General features: G+C 66.2%; 17 protein-coding genes. 6 read left to right on the forward strand and 11 right to left on the reverse strand.

Annotation, left to right across the window (positions count from 1 at the left end):
* Positions 1–92 precede the first annotated feature (92 nt).
* Positions 93–587 (forward strand): Lrp/AsnC family transcriptional regulator, encoded by a 495-nt coding sequence (locus tag D3H34_RS04290; protein WP_119552201.1) that lies wholly within the window; start codon positions 93–95, stop codon positions 585–587.
* Here D3H34_RS04290 and D3H34_RS04295 read toward each other — a convergent pair.
* From D3H34_RS04295 to scpA, 7 genes are all read right to left on the reverse strand, one after another.
* On the reverse strand, positions 584–1,078 hold the full coding sequence (locus D3H34_RS04295; RefSeq protein ID WP_119552202.1) for a VOC family protein: 495 nt from the start codon (positions 1,076–1,078) through the stop codon (positions 584–586). The genes D3H34_RS04290 and D3H34_RS04295 overlap by 4 nt on opposite strands.
* Positions 1,075–2,106, reverse strand: a complete 1,032-nt coding sequence (bioB, locus tag D3H34_RS04300) for a biotin synthase BioB (RefSeq protein WP_119552203.1) — start codon at positions 2,104–2,106, stop codon at positions 1,075–1,077. The genes D3H34_RS04295 and bioB overlap by 4 nt, the downstream gene beginning before the upstream one ends.
* Positions 2,106–4,154 (reverse strand): acetyl-CoA carboxylase biotin carboxylase subunit, encoded by a 2,049-nt coding sequence (gene accC / locus D3H34_RS04305; protein ID WP_119552246.1) that lies wholly within the window; start codon positions 4,152–4,154, stop codon positions 2,106–2,108. The genes bioB and accC overlap by 1 nt, the downstream gene beginning before the upstream one ends.
* A 17-nt stretch (positions 4,155–4,171) precedes the next feature.
* Entirely contained in the window at positions 4,172–5,716 is a 1,545-nt protein-coding gene (locus D3H34_RS04310) for an acyl-CoA carboxylase subunit beta (RefSeq protein ID WP_062473211.1), read from the reverse strand.
* A 66-nt stretch (positions 5,717–5,782) separates the two neighbouring features.
* The gene (gene meaB, locus D3H34_RS04315) at positions 5,783–6,832 is read right to left on the reverse strand and encodes a methylmalonyl Co-A mutase-associated GTPase MeaB (RefSeq protein ID WP_434057678.1); all 1,050 of its coding nucleotides are present in this window, start codon (positions 6,830–6,832) and stop codon (positions 5,783–5,785) included.
* Positions 6,829–7,299 carry a GNAT family N-acetyltransferase gene (locus D3H34_RS04320; protein WP_119552205.1) on the reverse strand — a complete coding sequence of 157 codons (471 nt, stop codon included), beginning with the start codon at positions 7,297–7,299 and terminating at the stop codon, positions 6,829–6,831. The genes meaB and D3H34_RS04320 overlap by 4 nt, the downstream gene beginning before the upstream one ends.
* A 16-nt stretch (positions 7,300–7,315) precedes the next feature.
* Positions 7,316–9,478: a methylmalonyl-CoA mutase gene (gene scpA / locus D3H34_RS04325; RefSeq protein ID WP_119552206.1), complete on the reverse strand. Its 2,163-nt coding sequence runs from the start codon at positions 9,476–9,478 to the stop codon at positions 7,316–7,318.
* Positions 9,479–9,609: 131 nt separating this feature from the next.
* Between scpA and D3H34_RS04330 the strand changes: the two genes are divergently transcribed.
* On the forward strand, positions 9,610–10,257 hold the full coding sequence (locus D3H34_RS04330; RefSeq protein WP_119552207.1) for a GntR family transcriptional regulator: 648 nt from the start codon (positions 9,610–9,612) through the stop codon (positions 10,255–10,257).
* Between the two features lie 176 nt (positions 10,258–10,433).
* On the opposite strand, the gene D3H34_RS04340 is transcribed toward D3H34_RS04330, so the two are convergent.
* The 4 genes from D3H34_RS04340 to D3H34_RS04350 form a co-directional block, all read right to left on the reverse strand.
* Positions 10,434–11,219, reverse strand: coding sequence for an IclR family transcriptional regulator (locus D3H34_RS04340; protein WP_119552209.1), 786 nt, complete (start codon positions 11,217–11,219; stop codon positions 10,434–10,436).
* Positions 11,220–11,254: 35 nt separating this feature from the next.
* A complete protein-coding gene (locus D3H34_RS34615) occupies positions 11,255–11,383 on the reverse strand; it encodes a hypothetical protein (RefSeq protein WP_286185423.1) in 129 nt (42 codons plus the stop codon).
* Between the two features lie 7 nt (positions 11,384–11,390).
* Positions 11,391–12,386, reverse strand: a complete 996-nt coding sequence (gene dusA / locus D3H34_RS04345) for a tRNA dihydrouridine(20/20a) synthase DusA (RefSeq protein ID WP_119552210.1) — start codon at positions 12,384–12,386, stop codon at positions 11,391–11,393.
* Positions 12,387–12,457: 71 nt separating this feature from the next.
* Complete coding sequence (locus D3H34_RS04350; protein WP_119552211.1) at positions 12,458–13,507, reverse strand: ABC transporter substrate-binding protein; 1,050 nt, start codon at positions 13,505–13,507, stop codon at positions 12,458–12,460.
* 225 nt (positions 13,508–13,732) lie between these two features.
* Between D3H34_RS04350 and D3H34_RS04355 the strand changes: the two genes are divergently transcribed.
* From D3H34_RS04355 to D3H34_RS04370, 4 genes are all read left to right on the forward strand, one after another.
* The gene (locus D3H34_RS04355; RefSeq protein WP_119552212.1) at positions 13,733–14,929 is read left to right on the forward strand and encodes an aromatic ring-hydroxylating dioxygenase subunit alpha; all 1,197 of its coding nucleotides are present in this window, start codon (positions 13,733–13,735) and stop codon (positions 14,927–14,929) included.
* Positions 14,930–14,941: 12 nt separating this feature from the next.
* Positions 14,942–15,922, forward strand: coding sequence for a PDR/VanB family oxidoreductase (locus D3H34_RS04360; RefSeq protein ID WP_119552213.1), 981 nt, complete (start codon positions 14,942–14,944; stop codon positions 15,920–15,922).
* Between the two features lie 68 nt (positions 15,923–15,990).
* On the forward strand, positions 15,991–16,671 hold the full coding sequence (locus D3H34_RS34165) for a TetR family transcriptional regulator C-terminal domain-containing protein (RefSeq protein ID WP_167481116.1): 681 nt from the start codon (positions 15,991–15,993) through the stop codon (positions 16,669–16,671).
* Between the two features lie 368 nt (positions 16,672–17,039).
* Positions 17,040–18,293: a S8 family serine peptidase gene (locus tag D3H34_RS04370; RefSeq protein ID WP_147400373.1), complete on the forward strand. Its 1,254-nt coding sequence runs from the start codon at positions 17,040–17,042 to the stop codon at positions 18,291–18,293.
* Positions 18,294–18,382 lie beyond the last annotated feature (89 nt).

An 18,382-nucleotide genomic window follows, 5' to 3' on the forward strand; every position in this document is an offset into this window, starting at 1 on the left:
CGAATGCCCGTCATGGTATGAAAGCAACCGGCCGGCAACCATGCAAATTCCATGGTTCTTTCCGCACTGCACCGTCGATTCAAAGGACTTTCATGGACTTCACCTTGACCCCCACGCTGGACGCCCACGACACCCGCATCCTGGCCGAACTGCAGGCCGACGCCCGCCTGAGCATGGCCGAGCTGGGCCGCCGCGTGCACCTGAGCCAGCCGGCCGTGACCGAACGCGTGAAGAAGCTGGAGGCGGCCGGCGTGATCACCGGCTACCGCGCGACAGTGAACCTCACGCGGTTGGGCTACGGCATTCGCGGGATCATCCGCGTCGGGCGGGCCGACTACGACCTGGTGGCGAAGCTGGTGCAGGAGACGCCCGAATGCGTCAATGCCTACAACGTGACCGGCGAGGACAGCTGGATCCTGGAGATCGCGGTGATCGACGTGCCGCACCTGGACGCGGTGCTCGCCAAGTTCTGCATCCTGACCGAGACCGCGGCCTCGATCATCCTGAACCCGGCGCGCGAGCACCAGCCGATGCTGCCGCCGCGGCGCGCCGACGTGAAGCCGCCGGTGCGCAAGGCGCTGGCTTAACGCGCGGCGGCGAGCGCGCCGAAGGCCGCCACCACCTCGGGCGGCGCCTGCACCATCTCGACCAGCACGCCTTCGCCCGAGATCGGGAACTCGTCGTTGGCCTTCGGGTGCAGGAAGCAGATGTCGAAGCCCGCCGCACCCTTGCGGATGCCGCCGGGCGCGAAGCGCACACCTTGCGCGGTCAGCCATTCGACGGCCTTGGGCAGGTCGTCGATCCACAGGCCCACGTGATTGAGCGGCGTGGTGTGCACGGCCGGCTTCTTCTCGGGGTCTAGCGGCTGCATCAGGTCGACCTCGACCTTGAACGGGCCGACGCCCATCGCGCAGATGTCCTCGTCGACGTTCTCGCGTTCGCTGCGGAAGGTGCCGGTGACCTCGAGGCCCAGCATGTCGACCCACAGCTTCTGCAGGCGCAGCTTGTCGGGGCCGCCGATGGCGATCTGCTGGATGCCCAGCACCTTGAACGGGCGCGCGGTGACGGAGCCGGTCATGCGCAACCGCCTTCCGCCTGCTCCTGCGTGCGGTGCGAGTTCAGGCCCAGCTTGCGCAGCAGCTGCACGTCGGCGTCCACGTCGGGGTTGCCGGTGACCAGCAGCTTGTCGCCGTAGAAGATCGAGTTGGCGCCGGCCATGAAGCACAGGGCCTGCACCGCCTCGCCCATCTGCTGGCGGCCGGCCGACAGGCGCACGCGCGCGGTCGGCATGGTGATGCGCGCCACGGCGATCATGCGCACGAAGTCGAAGGGATCGACCGGCTCCGAATCGGCCAGCGGCGTGCCGGGCACGCGCACCAGGCTGTTGATCGGCACCGACTCCGGGTACGGATTCATGTTGGCCAGCTGCGCGATCAGCCCGGCGCGGTGCACCGGCTGCTCGCCCATGCCCACGATGCCGCCGCAACACACGCTGATGCCGGCACCGCGCACGGCGGCCAGCGTGTCCAGGCGGTCCTGGTAGGTGCGCGTGTCGACCACGTCGGTGTAGTACTCGGGCGCGGTGTCCAGGTTGTGGTTGTAGTAGTCCAGACCCGCGGCCTTGAGCTGCTGCGCGTGATGCGGCTCCAGCATGCCCAGCGTGGCGCAGGTCTGCATGCCCAGGCCCTTCACGGCCTCGACCAGCACAGCCACCTTCTCGACGTCACGATCCTTGGGCGCACGCCAGGCGGCGCCCATGCAGAAGCGCGTGGCGCCGGCGTCCTTGGCGGCCTGCGCGGCGCGCACCACCTCGTCGACCTCCATGAGCTTCTGCGCCTTCACGCCGGTGTCGAACTCGGCAGACTGCGGGCAGTAGCCGCAGTTCTCGGGGCAGCCGCCGGTCTTCACCGACAGCAGCGTGGCCAGCTCGATGTCGCCTTCGGGGAAATGCCGGCGATGCACGGTCTGCGCCTCGAACAGCAGTTCCATGAACGGCTTGTCGAGCAACGCCTGGATTGCCTCGATGGACCAGGGGCCCTGGGGCGTCGCCACGGCCTTGGCCGGGCGGTGCAGCGTGATCGCCTGTTGCAGGTCGTTGGCACCCATCAGTTGAACTCCAGAATGATTTGGTCGACGGCGAGCGATTCGCCCTTGGCCGCCGAGATCTTGCCCACCACACCGTCTTGTGCGGCGAACAGCACGTTTTCCATCTTCATGGCCTCGATCACGGCCAGCTTCTCGCCGGCCTGGACCTGCTGCCCCGGCTGCACCGACACCTCGACCAGCAGGCCGGGCATGGGCGACATCAGGAACTTGCTCAGGTCCGGCGGCGCCTTGTAGGGCATCAGCTCGAGCAGGCGCGCGCCCAGCGGCGACAGCACCATGGTCTCGATCTGCGTGCCATCGTGCGAGACGCGCAGCGCCAGCGGGTTCTTGCCCGCGCCGCGCTCCACCTGCGCCGTGAAGGCGCGGCCGTTGACCGTGCCCTGCACGCGCACCGCGCCCAGCGCAAAGTCGCTTTCGATCTGGTAGCGCTTGTCGCCCACGGTGACGGCGCTGGCGCCGGTCTTGTCCTGGAAGTCGCTGACCGACACGGCGTGATGCACATGCTTGCCTTCCGCGCCCAGCTCGACCACCACGAACTCCTCGCCCACCTTCACGCCATGGCCGGCGAGTTGCCCGCTGATGCCCGAGGCACGCGCACGGTAGCGGCGGTTGACGAAGGCCGCCAGTGCGACCAGGAAGGACGGATCGGCGTGCGGCACGTCTTCCGCATGGAAGCCCTTGCCGTAGTGCTCGGCGATGAAGCCGGTGTTGAAATCGCCCGCCACGAACTTCGGATGCGCCAGCAGCGCCGCCTGGAACGGGATGTTGCTGCTGATGCCGCGGATCACGAAGCCGTTCAGCGCCTCACGCATGAGGGCGATGGCTTCATTGCGGTCTTTGCCGTGCACGATGAGCTTGGCGATCATCGAGTCGTAGTACATCGGGATCTCGCCGCCGTCGTACACGCCGGTGTCCACGCGCACGCCGTGCAGATGCTGGGTGTCGCTCGCGAACATGGTCTCGGCCGGCGGCTGGAACTTCACCAGGCGCCCGGTCGAGGGCAGGAAGTTGCGGAACGGGTCTTCGGCGTTGATGCGGCATTCGATGGCCCAGCCGTTGCGCTTCACGTCGGCCTGCGCCAGCGGCAGCTTCTCGCCGGCCGCCACACGGATCATCAGCTCGACCAGGTCCAGGCCGGTGATGCACTCGGTCACCGGGTGTTCCACCTGCAGGCGCGTGTTCATCTCCAGGAAGTAGAAGCTCTGGTCCTTGCCGACCACGAACTCCACCGTGCCCGCACTCTGGTACTTCACGGCCTTGGCCAGCGCCACGGCCTGCTCGCCCATCGCCTTGCGCGTCGCTTCGCTGATGAAGGGCGACGGCGCCTCCTCGATCACCTTCTGGTGGCGGCGCTGGATCGAGCATTCGCGCTCGTTCAGGTAGATCACGTTGCCGTGCGAATCGCCCAGCACCTGGATTTCGATGTGGCGCGGCTCCTCGACGAACTTCTCGATGAAGACGCGGTCGTCGCCGAAGGAGTTGCGCGCCTCGTTGCGGCACGAGGTGAAGCCGTCGAAGGCTTCCTTGTCGTTGAAGGCCACGCGCAGGCCCTTGCCGCCGCCGCCGGCCGAGGCCTTGATCATCACGGGGTAGCCGATGTCCTTGGCGATCTCGACGGCACGCTCGGCCGTCTCGATGGCGTCGTTCCAGCCGGGGATGGTGTTGACCTTGGCCTCGTTCGCAAGCTTCTTCGAGGCGATCTTGTCGCCCATGGCTGCGATCGAATAGTGCTTCGGGCCGATGAAGGCGATGCCCTCTTCCTCGACCTTGCGCGCGAAGGCTTCGTTCTCCGACAGGAAACCGTAGCCCGGATGCACGGCCTCGGCGCCGGTCTTCTTGCAGGCCGCGATGATGCGGTCGGCCTGCAGATAGCTCTCGCGGCTGGGCGCGGCGCCGATGTGCACGGCTTCGTCGGCCAACTCGACATGGCGGGCTTCCTTGTCGGCGTCGGAATAAACGGCAACCGTAAGGATGCCCATCTTCTTGGCGGTCTGGATGACGCGGCAGGCGATCTCGCCGCGATTCGCAATCAGGATCTTCTTGAACATGTTCTTCTTCTCCGCGCTCACAGGGGAATGTTGCCGTGCTTGCGCCACGGGTTCTCGAGCTTCTTCTCGCGCAGCATGACCAGCGAGCGGCAGATGCGCTTGCGCGTCTCGTGCGGCAGGATCACGTCGTCGATGTAGCCGCGTGCGCCCGCCACGTACGGGTTGGCGAAACGGGCCTTGTATTCGGCTTCGCGTGCGGCGAGCTTCTCGGGGTCGTTCTTGTCTTCGCGGAAGATGATTTCCACCGCACCCTTGGCGCCCATCACGGCGATCTCGGCGCGCGGCCAAGCCAGGTTGACGTCGCCGCGCAGGTGCTTGGAGGCCATCACGTCGTACGCGCCGCCGTAGGCCTTGCGCGTGATGACGGTGATCTTGGGCACCGTGCACTCCGCATACGCGTACAGCAGCTTGGCGCCGTGCTTGATGATGCCGCCGTACTCCTGGCCGGTGCCGGGCATGAAGCCGGGCACGTCCACGAAGGTGATGACGGGGATGTTGAAGGCGTCGCAGAAGCGCACGAAGCGCGCGGCCTTGATGCTGCTCTTGATGTCCAGGCAACCGGCCAGCACCAGCGGCTGGTTGGCGACGATGCCGACCGTCTGGCCTTCCATGCGCGCGAAGCCGATCACGATGTTCTTCGCGTAGTCGGGCTGCAGCTCGAAGAAGTCGCCGTCATCCACCACCTTCAGGATCAGTTCCTTGATGTCGTAGGGCTTGTTCGGGTTGTCGGGCACCAGCGTGTCGAGCGAGTAGTCGGGGCGGTCGGCCGGATCGCCCTGGCCGTCGTTGCCCAGGCGCACCGGCGGCTTCTCGCGGTTGTTCAGCGGCAGGTAGTTGTACAGGCGGCGCAGCATCATCAGCGCCTCGACGTCGTTCTCGAACGCCATGTCGGCCACGCCGCTGCGCGTGGTGTGGGTGATGGCGCCGCCCAGCTCTTCGGCCGTGACGCTCTCGTGCGTCACGGTCTTCACCACCTCGGGGCCGGTGACGAACATGTAGCTGCTGTCTTTCACCATGAAGATGAAGTCGGTCATGGCGGGCGAGTACACGGCGCCGCCGGCGCACGGGCCCATGATCATGCTGATCTGCGGGACCACGCCCGAGGCCATCACGTTACGCTGGAACACGTCGGCATAGCCGCCCAGCGACGCCACGCCTTCCTGGATGCGGGCGCCGCCCGAATCGTTCAGGCCGATGACCGGTGCGCCGACCTTCATGGCCTGGTCCATCACCTTGCAGATCTTCTCGGCGTGGGCTTCGCTGAGCGCGCCGCCGAAGACCGTGAAGTCCTGGCTGAACACGAACACGAGGCGGCCGTTGATCATGCCGTAGCCGGTGACCACGCCGTCGCCGGGGATCTTCTGCTCGGCCATGCCGAAGTCGACCGAGCGGTGCTCGACGAACATGTCCCACTCTTCAAACGTGCCGTCGTCGAGCAGCAGCTCGATGCGTTCGCGCGCCGTGAGCTTGCCCTTGGCGTGCTGTGCGTCGATGCGCTTCTGCCCGCCGCCGAGTCGCGCCTGGGCGCGCTTCTTTTCGAGTTGTTCGATCAGTTCTTGCATGATGTGCTTCCGAAGCTGTGGTTCTGGATTGCTGGGAGAGTCTGTGGTGCCGGTGCCGGATTCGTGTCACACCCGGGCGGTGATGGCTGCCGCGGCGAGCAGCTGGCGCGCCGCCGCCGAGGCCGGCAGGCCGCCTTGCGCCACCTGTTGCGTGAGCTGCGGCAGCAGTTCGCGCACCTGCGCATGCTGGCGAAACGCCTGCTTGAGCCCGGCGTCGATGCGTTCCCACATCCACGCCGTGGCCTGTTTTTCGCGGCGCTTCGCGAGATTGCCGTTGGCGGTCTGCAGCGCCTTGAATTCGAGCACGGCGTCCCAGAAGGCATCGACGCCGGTGCCCGCGAGTGCGCTCAGCTGCAGCACCTTGGGCAGCCAGAAGCGGCGCTCCACGCCGCTGTGGGCGTCGTGCACCGCGTGCGCATGGTCGGGGTTGCCCTGGTGACCGAACAGGCGCAGCGCCGAAGTGATCTGGGCCTGCGCGCGGGTGGCGGCGTCGCGGTCGATGTCGGCCTTGTTGATGGCGACCAAGTCGGCCAGCTCCATCACGCCTTTCTTGATCGCCTGCAGGTCGTCGCCCGCGTTGGGCAACTGCAGCAGCACGAACATGTCGGTCATGCCGGCCACGGCGGTCTCGCTCTGGCCCACGCCCACGGTCTCGACGATCACGACGTCGTAGCCCGCGGCTTCGCATACCAGCATGGCCTCTCGCGTCTTCTCGGCCACGCCGCCGAGCGTGCCGCTCGAAGGGCTGGGGCGTATGTAGGCCCGCTCGTGCACCGACAGGCGCTCCATGCGCGTCTTGTCGCCGAGGATGGAGCCGCCCGAGACGGTGGACGACGGATCGATGGTGAGCACGGCCACGCGGTGGCCCTTGCCGATCAGCAGCAGGCCCAGCGTCTCGATGAAGGTCGACTTGCCCACGCCGGGCACGCCCGAGATGCCCAGGCGAAACGATGCGCCGGTGCGCGGCAGCAAGGCCGTGAGCAGCTCGTCGGCCTGCGCGCGATGATCGGCGCGCGTCGATTCGAGCAACGTGATCGCCTTGGCGATGGCACGCCGCTGCGCCATGCCGTCGGTGTCGGCAATGGCTCGTTCAAGGGCCTGGTGGGCAGGGCTCAGCACGTCATCTCCGCGCAGCGCCAGCGGTAGTGCAGGTCGACGCCCTCCTCGCCTTCGAGCACGAAGCCGTGACGCAGGTAGAACCGGTTGGCGTCGCTCTTCACGAGTGCGGTGAGCTTGATGTCGCGGTGCTGTTCGCGCGCCTGGGCCTGCGCCCAGTCCATCACCCACTCGCCGATGCCCAGGCCCTGGAAGCCGGTGCGCAGGTAGAGATGGTCCAGCCGTAGCGCATCCGCGCCTTCGGGCTTGAGAGTGACGAAGCCCACGCGCTGGCTGCCGTCGAGCACGATGTGGTGCATGAAGGGCACCACGAAGCCCGCGCTCAGGCGCTCGCGCGAACGCGCGGCATCGAAACGGCCGACACGCTCCAGGCTCGGGCGCATCGCGTCGATGCGCAGGGCCAGCATGTCCTCGAAGTCATTGGAATCCACCGGCTGCAGGGACAGCCGCGGCAACAGGTCGCTCACGTCGCGCCTCGATCGGTCAGGCCGTGACCGCCGCGCGGATCTGTTCCAGCACGTCCTTGGCGCTGGCCGGAATGGGCGTGCCCGGGCCGTAGATGCCCTTGACGCCCGCTTCGTACAGGAATTCGTAGTCCTGCCGCGGAATCACGCCGCCCACGAAAACGATGATGTCGTCCGCGCCCTGCTTGCGCAGCTCTTCGATGATGGCGGGCACCAGGGTCTTGTGGCCGGCGGCGAGCGTGCTCACGCCCACGGCATGCACGTCGTTCTCGATGGCCTGGCGCGCGCACTCTTCGGGCGTCTGGAACAGCGGGCCCATGTCGACGTCGAAGCCCAGGTCGGCGAACGCGGTGGCAACCACCTTGGCGCCGCGGTCGTGCCCGTCCTGACCCAGCTTGGAGATCATCACGCGCGGTCGGCGGCCCTGTTCTTCGGCGAAGGCGTTGATCTCGGTCTTGAGGTTGTCCCAGCCTTCGGCCGAGTCGTAGGCGGCTGCGTACACACCGGTCACCTTCTGCGTGTCAGCGCGATGGCGGCCGAAGGACTTCTCGAGGGCGTCGGAAATTTCGCCGACGGTGGCGCGCAGGCGCACGGCCTGGATGCTCAGGTCCAGCAGGTTGCCGGTGTTGCTCTCGGCGGCCTGGGTGAGCGCGTCGAGCGCGGCCTGCACCTTGGCGTTGTCGCGCGAGGCGCGGATCTTCTGCAGACGGGCGACCTGCTGGTCGCGCACCTTCACGTTGTCGATGGAAAGAATCTCCACCGCGTCTTCGTTCTTGAGCTTGTACTTGTTGACGCCCACGATGACGTCCTTGCCCGAATCGATGCGCGCCTGCTTCTCGGCGGCGGCGGCCTCGATCTTGAGCTTGGCCCAGCCGCTGTCGACGGCCTTGGTCATGCCGCCCATAGCCTCGACCTCTTCGATGATGGCCCAGGCGGCGTCGGCCATGTCCTGCGTGAGCTTCTCCATCATGTAGCTGCCGGCCCAGGGGTCGATCACGTTCGTGATGTGGGTCTCTTCCTGGATGATGAGCTGCGTGTTGCGCGCGATGCGGGCGCTGAACTCGGTGGGCAGCGCGATGGCTTCGTCGAGCGCGTTGGTGTGCAGCGACTGCGTGCCGCCGAATACCGCGGCCATGGCCTCGATGGTGGTGCGCACCACGTTGTTGTACGGGTCCTGCTCGGTGAGCGACCAGCCCGAGGTCTGGCAGTGCGTGCGCAGCATCAGGCTCTTGGGGTTCTTCGCGTCGAAGCCCTTCATGATGCGGCACCACAACAGCCGCGCCGCGCGCATCTTGGCGACTTCGAGATAGAAGTTCATGCCGATGGCCCAGAAGAAGCTCAGGCGGCCGGCGAAGTCGTCCACGTCCATGCCCTTGGCGATGGCGGTCTTCACGTACTCCTTGCCGTCGGCCAGCGTGAAGGCCAGCTCCAGTGCCTGATTGGCCCCGGCTTCCTGCATGTGGTAGCCGCTGATCGAGATCGAGTTGAACTTCGGCATGTTCTTCGCCGTGTACTCGATGATGTCGCCGATGATCCGCATGCTCGGCTCGGGCGGAAAGATGTACGTGTTGCGGACCATGAACTCCTTGAGGATGTCGTTCTGGATGGTTCCGCTGAGCTTGTCCTGCGACACGCCCTGCTCTTCGGCCGCGACCACGTAGCCGGCCAGCACCGGCAGCACGGCGCCGTTCATGGTCATGGAGACGCTCACCTTGTCGAGCGGGATCTGGTCGAACAGGACCTTCATGTCCTCGACCGAATCGATGGCCACGCCGGCCTTGCCGACGTCGCCGGTCACGCGCGGATGGTCGCTGTCGTAGCCGCGGTGGGTGGCCAGGTCGAAGGCCACGCTCACGCCCTGCCCGCCGGCGGCCAGCGCCTTGCGATAGAACGCATTCGATTCTTCGGCCGTCGAGAAGCCGGCGTACTGGCGGATGGTCCAGGGGCGCACCGCGTACATGGTGGCCTGCGGGCCGCGCAGGTAGGGCTCGAAGCCGGGCAGCGTGTCGGTGTACTTCAGGCCCTGCAGGTCGGCCGCGGTGTACAGCGGCTTGACGCTGATGCCGTCGGGCGTGATCCAGTTGAGCGCATTCACATCGCCGCCGGGCGCCGATTTGGCGGCGGATTTGGCCCAGGCCTCGAGGTCGGCCGGCTTGAAGGAGGGTTCGGGTGTGCTGCTCATGGAAGGCGCCGCTCGAAGCGGTGTTCTGACAGGGTTCGCAAATTCGCTTGCACGGATTTGCAAGCCGGTCGGGAGTCTACTCCATTCGTAATTATTAATTCAAACAAGTTTTTTGCAGTACAGTTCAGCCCATGTCCGCCCTCACCCTGACCCCCCGCGCCCTCTACGAAGAGGTGGCCGAACTGCTGCGCCAGCGGATCTTCCGCCGCGAGCTGGAGCCGGGCAGCTGGATCGACGAACTCAAGCTGGCCGAGGAATACGGTATCAGCCGCACCCCCCTGCGCGAGGCCCTGAAGGTGCTGGCCGCCGAAGGCCTGGTGACGATGAAGGTGCGGCGCGGCGCCTACGTGACGGAGGTGTCGGAACAGGACCTGGCGGACGTGTATCACCTGCTCTCGCTGCTGGAGAGCGACGCCGCCGGCGTGGTGGCCGAACGCGCCACCGACGCCCAGCGCGCCGAACTGAAGGCCCTGCACGCCGAGCTGGAAGCCGCGGCGGCCCCGGGCAAGGAAGACCGCGAGCACTTCTTCGCGGTGAACGAGCGCTTCCACATGAGCCTGCTGGCCATCGCCAACAACAAGTGGCGCGACCAGATGGTGGCCGACCTGCGCAAGGTGATGAAGCTCAACCGCCACAACTCGCTGCTGAAGGCGGGGCGCATCGCCGAATCGCTGGCGGAGCACCGCGCGGTGATGGCGGCCATCGAATCGCGCGACGCCGCCACCGCCATGACCCGCATGCGCGAGCACTTCCTCAACGGCCTCGAAGCCGCTGGATAAAGTTCACCCCCAGGCTGCGCGCACTTCGTGTCGTGCAGTGAGCTCACCCCCAAGCTACGCGCACTTCGTGTCGCTTCGCCACCCCCCTTTCCGGGGGCGACGCCTGCGGCCCGGCGGAGCCGGTTCCGCGGCGTCTTGCGAAGGGGCCTGCGCCCTTTGGGCGCGGCCTCGCCCCCTCAACCTAGCGTGAGCGTTCCGGCTTCGGTGGCGATGCGCTGGGCGATGTCCAGCATGTGGGGGGCGACGCGGGTCAGCATGGCCTCACGGGGCAGCAGGTAGGCGGGGCCGCCGCAACTCACGCCGTAGCGTTCGCCGCGCGGGCCCGAGAGCGCGAAGCCCAGGGCGTGGATCTGGGGGTTCCATTCGCCGAAGGAGGTGCAGTAGCCCAGGCGGGCGTATTCCTCGAGGCTGGCGATGAGGCGCGGTTCGATCGCGTGCCAGTTCTCGCCGGTCTCGAGCCGGATCTGCTCCAGCAGTGCCGACTGCTCGGCTGCGGGCAAGGCGCCGATGTAGGCGCGCCCGGAGGCCGAGGTGGCAATCGACATGCGCGAGCCGACATCGATGCGGGAGCTGATGAGCGCCGAGCGCGGCCGCAGCGAATCGATGACGAGCATGTCCAGGTCGTCGCGCACCGCCATGTGGATGCTGGCGCCCGACAGCTCGGCCAGGTTGCCCAGATGGGGACGCGCGAGCGCCCTCAGATCGAAATTGCGCAGGTAGCGACTGCTCATGTCGAGCAGCACCGGCCCGAGGCTGAAACGCTCGCTGTCCTGCGATTGCCGCAGGTATCCCGCACCCACCAGCGTCGCCGTGAGACGCGACACCGTGGCCTTGGGAATGCCGGTGGTGTCGGCCAGCTCCCGATTTCCGACGGGTGCCGAAGACATCCCGATGACTTTCAGGAGCGACAACCCCCTGGCAAGCGCACTGACTTCTTCCCTGCTGCCTACAGCTTCACTCATAAGACGGAACCTTTTTCTTGTTTCCCTGACCCGCCTTATTCTTCAGCAAAAACAGGTGCTTGGATCACACTTGTTGTTGCATTGTCATGAAACTGTGTTTCATCGAGCGTCAACTTCGCCCAATTGTGTTTACTGTCTACAAAGTCGGTGGTGACGGAGGCCATCAGGCCATCAAGCGGCCTGGGCAGCGGGTTCGTGCGCCAGCGCCATCACTTCGTGCGGCGGGCGGGTCTTGAGGCGGTGATCGCTCCAGACCTGACGCCAGCGGCGGGCGCCCGGCAGGCCGTTGCGCAGGCCCAGCATATGGCGCGCGATCGACCACCAGTTCGTGCCGTGCTCGGCCGCCTCGCGCACCATGTAGTCGCACATCCGCGCCTCGATGTCCTCGCGCGTGAGCGTCTGGGGGGCATCGCCATAGAACTCCGCATCCCACTCGGCCAGCCACCAGGGGTTGTGGTACGCCTCGCGGCCGACCATGGCGCCGTCGAGCAGCCGCAGGTGCTCGTGCACCAGCGCGTTGGTGTTGATGCCGCCGTTGATGGAAAACTGCAGCGTCGGAAAGTCGTGCTTCAGCCGGTGCACGAGCGCATAGCGCAGCGGCGGGATCTCGCGGTTCTGCTTCGGGCTCAGGCCCTGCAGCCAGGCATTGCGCGCGTGGACGATGAAGGTGTTGCAGCCCGCCTCGCTCACCGCGCCGACGAAGTCGCGCACGAACTCGTAGCTCTCGATCTTGTCGATGCCGATGCGGTGCTTGACCGTGACCGGCACATCGACCACGTCGACCATCGCCTTCACGCAATCGGCCACCAGCTGCGGCTCGTTCATGAGGCAGGCCCCGAAGGCGCCGCGCTGCACGCGCTCGCTCGGGCAGCCGCAGTTGAGGTTGATCTCGTCGTAGCCCCACTCTTCACCGAGCTTCGCGCAATGCGCCAGATCGTGCGGCTCGCTGCCGCCGAGTTGCAGCGCAACCGGATGCTCTTCGGCATGAAAGCGAAGGTGCCGCGGCACGTCGCCGTGGATCAACGCCCCGGTCGTCACCATCTCCGTGTAGAGCAGCGCGTGGCGCGTCATGAGGCGATGGAAAAACCGGCAATGGCGGTCCGTCCAGTCCATCATGGGCGCGACGGAGATGGTTTTTTCTTTCAGATTCAATGGCTTGTCGGTCATACGCAGGGCAGCTCTCGGGCGCGCATTTTCTCACGCGACCTTTTTGGACGTGCCCGCGCTGAACGACGGCCCTACCGCTTGGCCTGCAACTGCGCCTTCAGGTCCATGCCCACCTTGCGGTTGACGAACTGCTCGGTCGCCACCGCCAGCGGATCGACCTCGCCGGGCTTGTAGATGCCCGACTTGATCATGCGCGCCGCGAAATCCTGGATGCGCGCGACCTGCGTGGCGCCGATGCCGACCTTCAGCGCCTCGCCCGAATCGACCAGGCCCAGGCTCTTCACCTTCTCGAACTCCGCCATCAGCTTGGCGTCGTTCAGGTCGGGGTTGAGCTGCTTGATGAGCTGCATCGCGGGCGTGCGGTCGCCGTAGAGGAAATTGGTCCAGCCGATGATCGACGCGTCGACGAAGCGGCGCACCAGGTCCGGGTTCTTCTCGACGAGGTCGCGCCGCGTCTCGATCATGTTGCCGTAGGTGTTGTAGCCCTGGTCGGCCAGCAGGAAGACATCGGTCGCGAAGCCCTGCTCCGTCGCATACAGCGGCTCGGCCGTGGCGAAGGCCTGCTGCACCGAGGCCTTGTCGGCCAGGAAGGGCGCGAGGCTGTAGGTGTAGGGGCGCAGCTGCTCGTCGCGAAAACCGTGCTCGGCCTTGAGCCACTGCCAGAAGCCGAACTGGTTCGACTTGGCGATGAACACGGTGCCCGCCTTCTTCAGCTCGGCGAAGTCCTTGTAGCGCCCGGCATGCGCAATCAGCCCTGTCGGGTCCTTCTGGAAGAACGAGGCCACGATCACCGTCGGGATCTTCGAGCGCGTGGTCTCCAGCGCGGTGAGCAGCCCGCCGGTCAGCAGGAATTCGACCTTGCCGGCCGGCAGCATCGTGCGGTTGTTGACCTGCGGCCCACCCTGCAGCAATTGCACATCGAGCCCGTGGCGGCGGTAGGTGCCGTCGGCCTGGGCCTGGAAGAAGCCGCCCTGGCTGGCCTGCGCCTTCCAGTTGAGCGCCAGCGTCACCTTGTCCAGCGGCTGCTGGGCGCGCGCCAGTCCGCTCGCCAGAAGAAGGGAGGTCGCGGGCGCGAGCGTCAGAAGGCGCCGGCGGCGCGTCGAGAAGCGCGGGGTCTGCATGGTTTGTCTCCGGTGGGTTCGGGTTGTTGTCGATGCTCGCCTGTGGCGGCCGAGTCAGTGCGCGTTTCTATTTGAAATTTACCGATCGGTCAAACCAAATGATGAATTTCAGGAAAGCGCAGATCAACGCTTATTGCAAACCTCCGTGTTTCCGAGTTCAATCCGCAACTTGCCAAATATCTTGACCGATTGGTCAGCTTCAAAAGAACACCAGGAGACCGCCCCATGCAGGAAGCCCCCATCGCCTTTCACGGCGTGGCCTACGGCCGCCCCAAGCCTCATCACAATGCCGAGCTGACCGAGGTCGGCCCCGGCACGCCTTGCGGCGAGTTCATGCGCCGCTACTGGCAGCCGCTCACGCTGTCGGCGCGCGCCACCACCACGCCGTCGCAGATCCGCATCCTCGGCGAAGACCTGATCCTGTTTCGCGACCGCAGCGGTCGCCCCGGCCTGCTCTACCCGCGCTGTGCGCACCGCGGCAGCTCGCTGTTCTACGGGCGCGTCGAGGCCGAGGGCATCCGCTGCTGCTACCACGGCTGGCTGTTCAGCGTGGAAGGCGAATGCCTGGACCAGCCCTGCGAACCCTGCGGCGGACTGCACAAGGACAGGGTGCGCCAGCCCTGGTATCCGCTGCAGGAGCGCTACGGCCTGATCTGGGTCTACATGGGGCCGCCCGCTCGCATGCCGGTGCTGCCGCGCTGGGATGTGCTCGAAGATGTGCCCGAAGGCCAGAAGCTGCTGGTGTCGCACTCCAGCCTCTACGCGGGCGGCGACGACGACGTCGAGATCGTGCCCTGCAACTGGCTGCAGGAGTGGGAGAACGTGATGGACCCGTTCCACATCCCCATCCTGCACACCAGCTTCAGCGGCGTGCAGTTCGTGCCCGAGATGGGCGTCATGCCCGAGGTGAACTGGGAGTACGCCGATGCCGGCATGCGCTACACCGCCTACCGCAAGCTCGACGACGGCCGCGAGATGGACCGCGTCACGCAGGCGCTGTTCCCGCACGTGCGCATCGTGCCCAACGTGCAGCTCGCCGAAGGCCCCTCCTCCGGCATCGGCTGGGTGGTGCCGGTGGACGACACCTCGCTGCGCCTGTGCTTCGTGATGAAGGTGCCGCAGGACGTCGACCGCCTGCCGCGCAGCCCCAACCTGCGTCCCTGGTCGCAGATGACGCCCGAGGAGCGTCAGGCCTTCCCCGGCGACTGGGAAGCCCAGGTGAGCCAGGGCCCGATCACCTTCCACTCGGAAGAAAACCTCGCGGGCAGCGACCGCGGCGTCTCGATGCTGCGGCGCACGCTGGGCCAGCAGATCCGCGCGGTGCAGGCCGGCCAGGACCCGGCGGGCACGATCTTCGACCCCGACCACGCGCTGATCCGCATCGAGGCCGGCAATTTCTTCCGCAAGCCCTCGCAGGGCTGAACGCGCATCGCCATGACCCTCGCCACTTCTTCTGCAGCGACCGCGCGCGTCCCCGTACGGGTGCATGCGATGCGCGTGCTGGCGCGCGACATCCACCTGCTAGAGCTGCGGCGCGGCGACGGCGTCGCGCTGCCCGATGCAGCGCCCGGCGCGCACATCGATGTCGAACTGCCCGGCGGTCTGGTGCGGCAGTACTCGCTGCTCGCGGGCCTGTCGACCGCGCCGGGCACGCAGGTGATCGGCGTCAAGCGCGATCCCGCGAGCCGGGGCGGATCGCGCCACCTGTGCGGCGAGCTGCGGCTGAACGACACGCTACATGTGAGCGCTCCGCGCAATCTCTTCGCGCTTGCGCCGCAGGCACCGCATTCGGTGCTGATCGCCGGGGGCATCGGCATCACACCGGTGTGGTCGATGGTGCGGCAGCTCATTGCCGAAGGCGCTTCGTGGGAACTGCACTACGCCGCGCGTTCGCGCGCCGATGCGGCGCTCGCCGACGAACTCCTGCAGCTCCCGCAGGTTCACTGCTTCTTCGACGACGAGCACCCCGGCCGGTCGCTGGACCTCGCGGGCATCGTCGAGCGCGCCGCGCCCGAAGCGCACTTCTATTGCTGCGGCCCGGCGCCGATGCTCGCCGCGTTCGAAGCCGCCACGGTCGGCCGCTCGCCGACCCAAGTGCATGTCGAGCACTTCGCACCACGCGCGCCCGAGCCGTCAACCTCCACCAACGCGCCCTGCACCATCCGCCTGCAACGACAGAACCGCGAGGTCGTGCTGGCGCCGGGCCAGAGCGTGCTCGCCGCACTGCGCGCGCAAGGCATCGACGCCCCCTCGTCCTGCGAGCAAGGCATCTGCGGTGCCTGCGAGACGCCGGTGCTCGAAGGCGAGGTCGAGCACCGCGACAGCATCCTCTCGTCCGCCGAGCGCACCGCCAACGCCAGCATGATGATCTGCTGCTCGTTGCCCCGCGGTCCGCTCCTCGTGCTCGACCTGTGAGCGCACCGCGGCCGAACCAACGGGGCGCTACCATCGCTCCCCTGCCCCTCCCGGGCACCGGAGCATGTGTGACCCAGACGAAGACCAGCCGCGACGCCGTGAACGATGCCATCTGGCAAGCCGCCACCGAGGAGTTCGCGCTCCATGGCCTGCGCGGCACCAGCACCCAGGGCATCGCCGAACGCGCCGGCATGTCGAAGGCGCGGCTGCACTACTACATCGAGAGCAAGGAAGCGCTCTACACCGAGATCCTGCAGCACGTGATCGAGGAATGGAGCCGCGCCTCGTTCACCGACGGCAACGACGACGCGCCCGCGGTGGTGATCGAGCGCTACGTGCGCCGCAAGCTGGATTTTTCCTTCACCCATCCGCAGTTGTCGAAGATCTTCGCCAACGAGATGACCAGCGGCGCCCCCGTGCTGCAGACGCTGCTGTCGGCCTCGCGCCTGAAGGTCGGCAGCGCGATCCAGCAGCTCGAGACATGGATCGAACAGGGCCTGCTGCGGCCACTCGATCCGCTGCTGCTGATGATGAACATCTGGTCCATCACCCAGCACTTCGCGGATTTCGAGTTCCAGACGCGCTACATGATGCGGCTCAAGGCCGGCGAGAAGTTCGACACCGAACACATCGCGCGCGAGGTGGTCGATTTCGTGCTGCGCGGCTGCGGTTTCGTGCCGACGGAAGCGACGGTCGCCAGCGCGGCGCCAGCAACCCGGCCTCCGACGAAAACCAAGACACGCCGCTAGCCATCAGCCACAGCCCAGACGCCCTACAACACACCACTTGAGCGCCTTGAGCAGAACCTCGAAGAAAGTTCTCTATTGGCACAGGGAACTCATCTGAAAATAATCCCACTCAGCCTCGGCACTGTCTTCTGCGTCCAATAATTCGAAGGCGAAAGCAAGGCGGCATTTGGTTCCTGGTTCTCCGATGAACCCTATCGCGTGCGCAGCTTTCTCGTCGGCTGCTCCCGCCTTTCCTTTGCGCCGATTGCAAAGGTGCCTCCGATGCGTCGTGCCCATGATCAACGACGCAGTCTCCTGCACATTGTGGTCAATGACGAAGACAAAGGCGTGGTGCGGTGCCCCTTCACTTTCCCAACCTTTCCTCAGGCATGACGCCAAGAATCTCCAGCACTCGCGGTCTGGTCAATGCAGGCATTTCTTGCGCATTGACTCTCTTTGCATCAACGACTCTTGCCGGCCCCAACTGGCCCGCATCGGCGACGATTCCGGTCAATCTGGGAGGAAGCCTCGCCGGAAAATACACCGACGCGGCAGGCAAGGTGTTTGACGGAACCGGGCAAACCGTTGTCGTCATCGACGGCGCGTTCAGGCCGGACCACCCCGCTTTCATGACGGCTGCCGGACAATCCAAGATCCTCGAGGAGGCCTGCTTTGGCGCCAAGCCAGGAGCGCTATGGCCCACGCTTTGCGACAGAACAAGCGCCCCGATATCTTCGATGCTCAGTGGCGTGCGCACGGAATACTATTTCTTGTCATTGCCCAAGTCCTCCTATCCCTCGGACTCTCCCGTCAATGCATGCAGGGCGACGAACTCCGGAACGGGACAGCTGGGCTATTGCCACCACTATCACGGAACTGCCACTGCAGGAATCATCGCAGGCCAGCAGACTCCCCGCTGGGAAAGCAACGTGCAGACCTTCTACACAGGCGCCGCCCCGGGCGCGAATGTCATCGTCATCAAGGTGGGCGGGGGGACGGGTGTCGATGCACCGACCCAGGGATGGCCGATTGATTCCGTCGTCAATGCGCTCTGGTACGTGAACGGCGTCCTCGCGCCGCGCTACAAGAGCCGCCAACCCATCGCCGCGGTCAGCATCTCTGCGAGCGGCAGTTCGATCGCCGGCGATCCGCCTTGCGGCAACGCTGCTTCGGACGGCGCGCGCATCAACGCGGTGGCAGGCGAGCTCCGCGCCAAGGGTGTGGCTGTGGTCATGGCCGCAGGCAACAGTGCCGTCAACGGAACGGGCTCATGGACCTGCGGAAACCATGTCATCCCCGTGGGCGCCTCCGGTGTCTTGGCGGCGTCGACGCCCACGGACTACACGAACATCTCGCCGCGAGTGGCACTCTTTGCCCCGGTGGGCCACGGCAACAGAAGCAACCTCGACTATGTGCTGGCGCCCTGGGACGGGTTCGGCTCCTTCTACGTCTGGGGCACGTCATTCGCGACACCGCAGGTTGCTGCTGCATTTGCCGTGCTTCGGCAAAAGTTCGGTCCGACGCCGAGCGTCGATTCGCTCTTGAGCCGGATGCAGAGCACCGGCACAAAGCTCACGGGTCCGCGAGCAGCGCTGGCAGGGCCCACATCGTCAGTCCTGAACATCCGTGCAGCACTGAATTGAGTGAACACGCCGCCCTCACCAACACCTGTGGCTTCTGCCATCGGAGCTGTCGCAGGCGTGGGCGTCGTCGACTTGATGATCGAAAGTGG

This window comes from Acidovorax cavernicola (assembly GCF_003581445.1).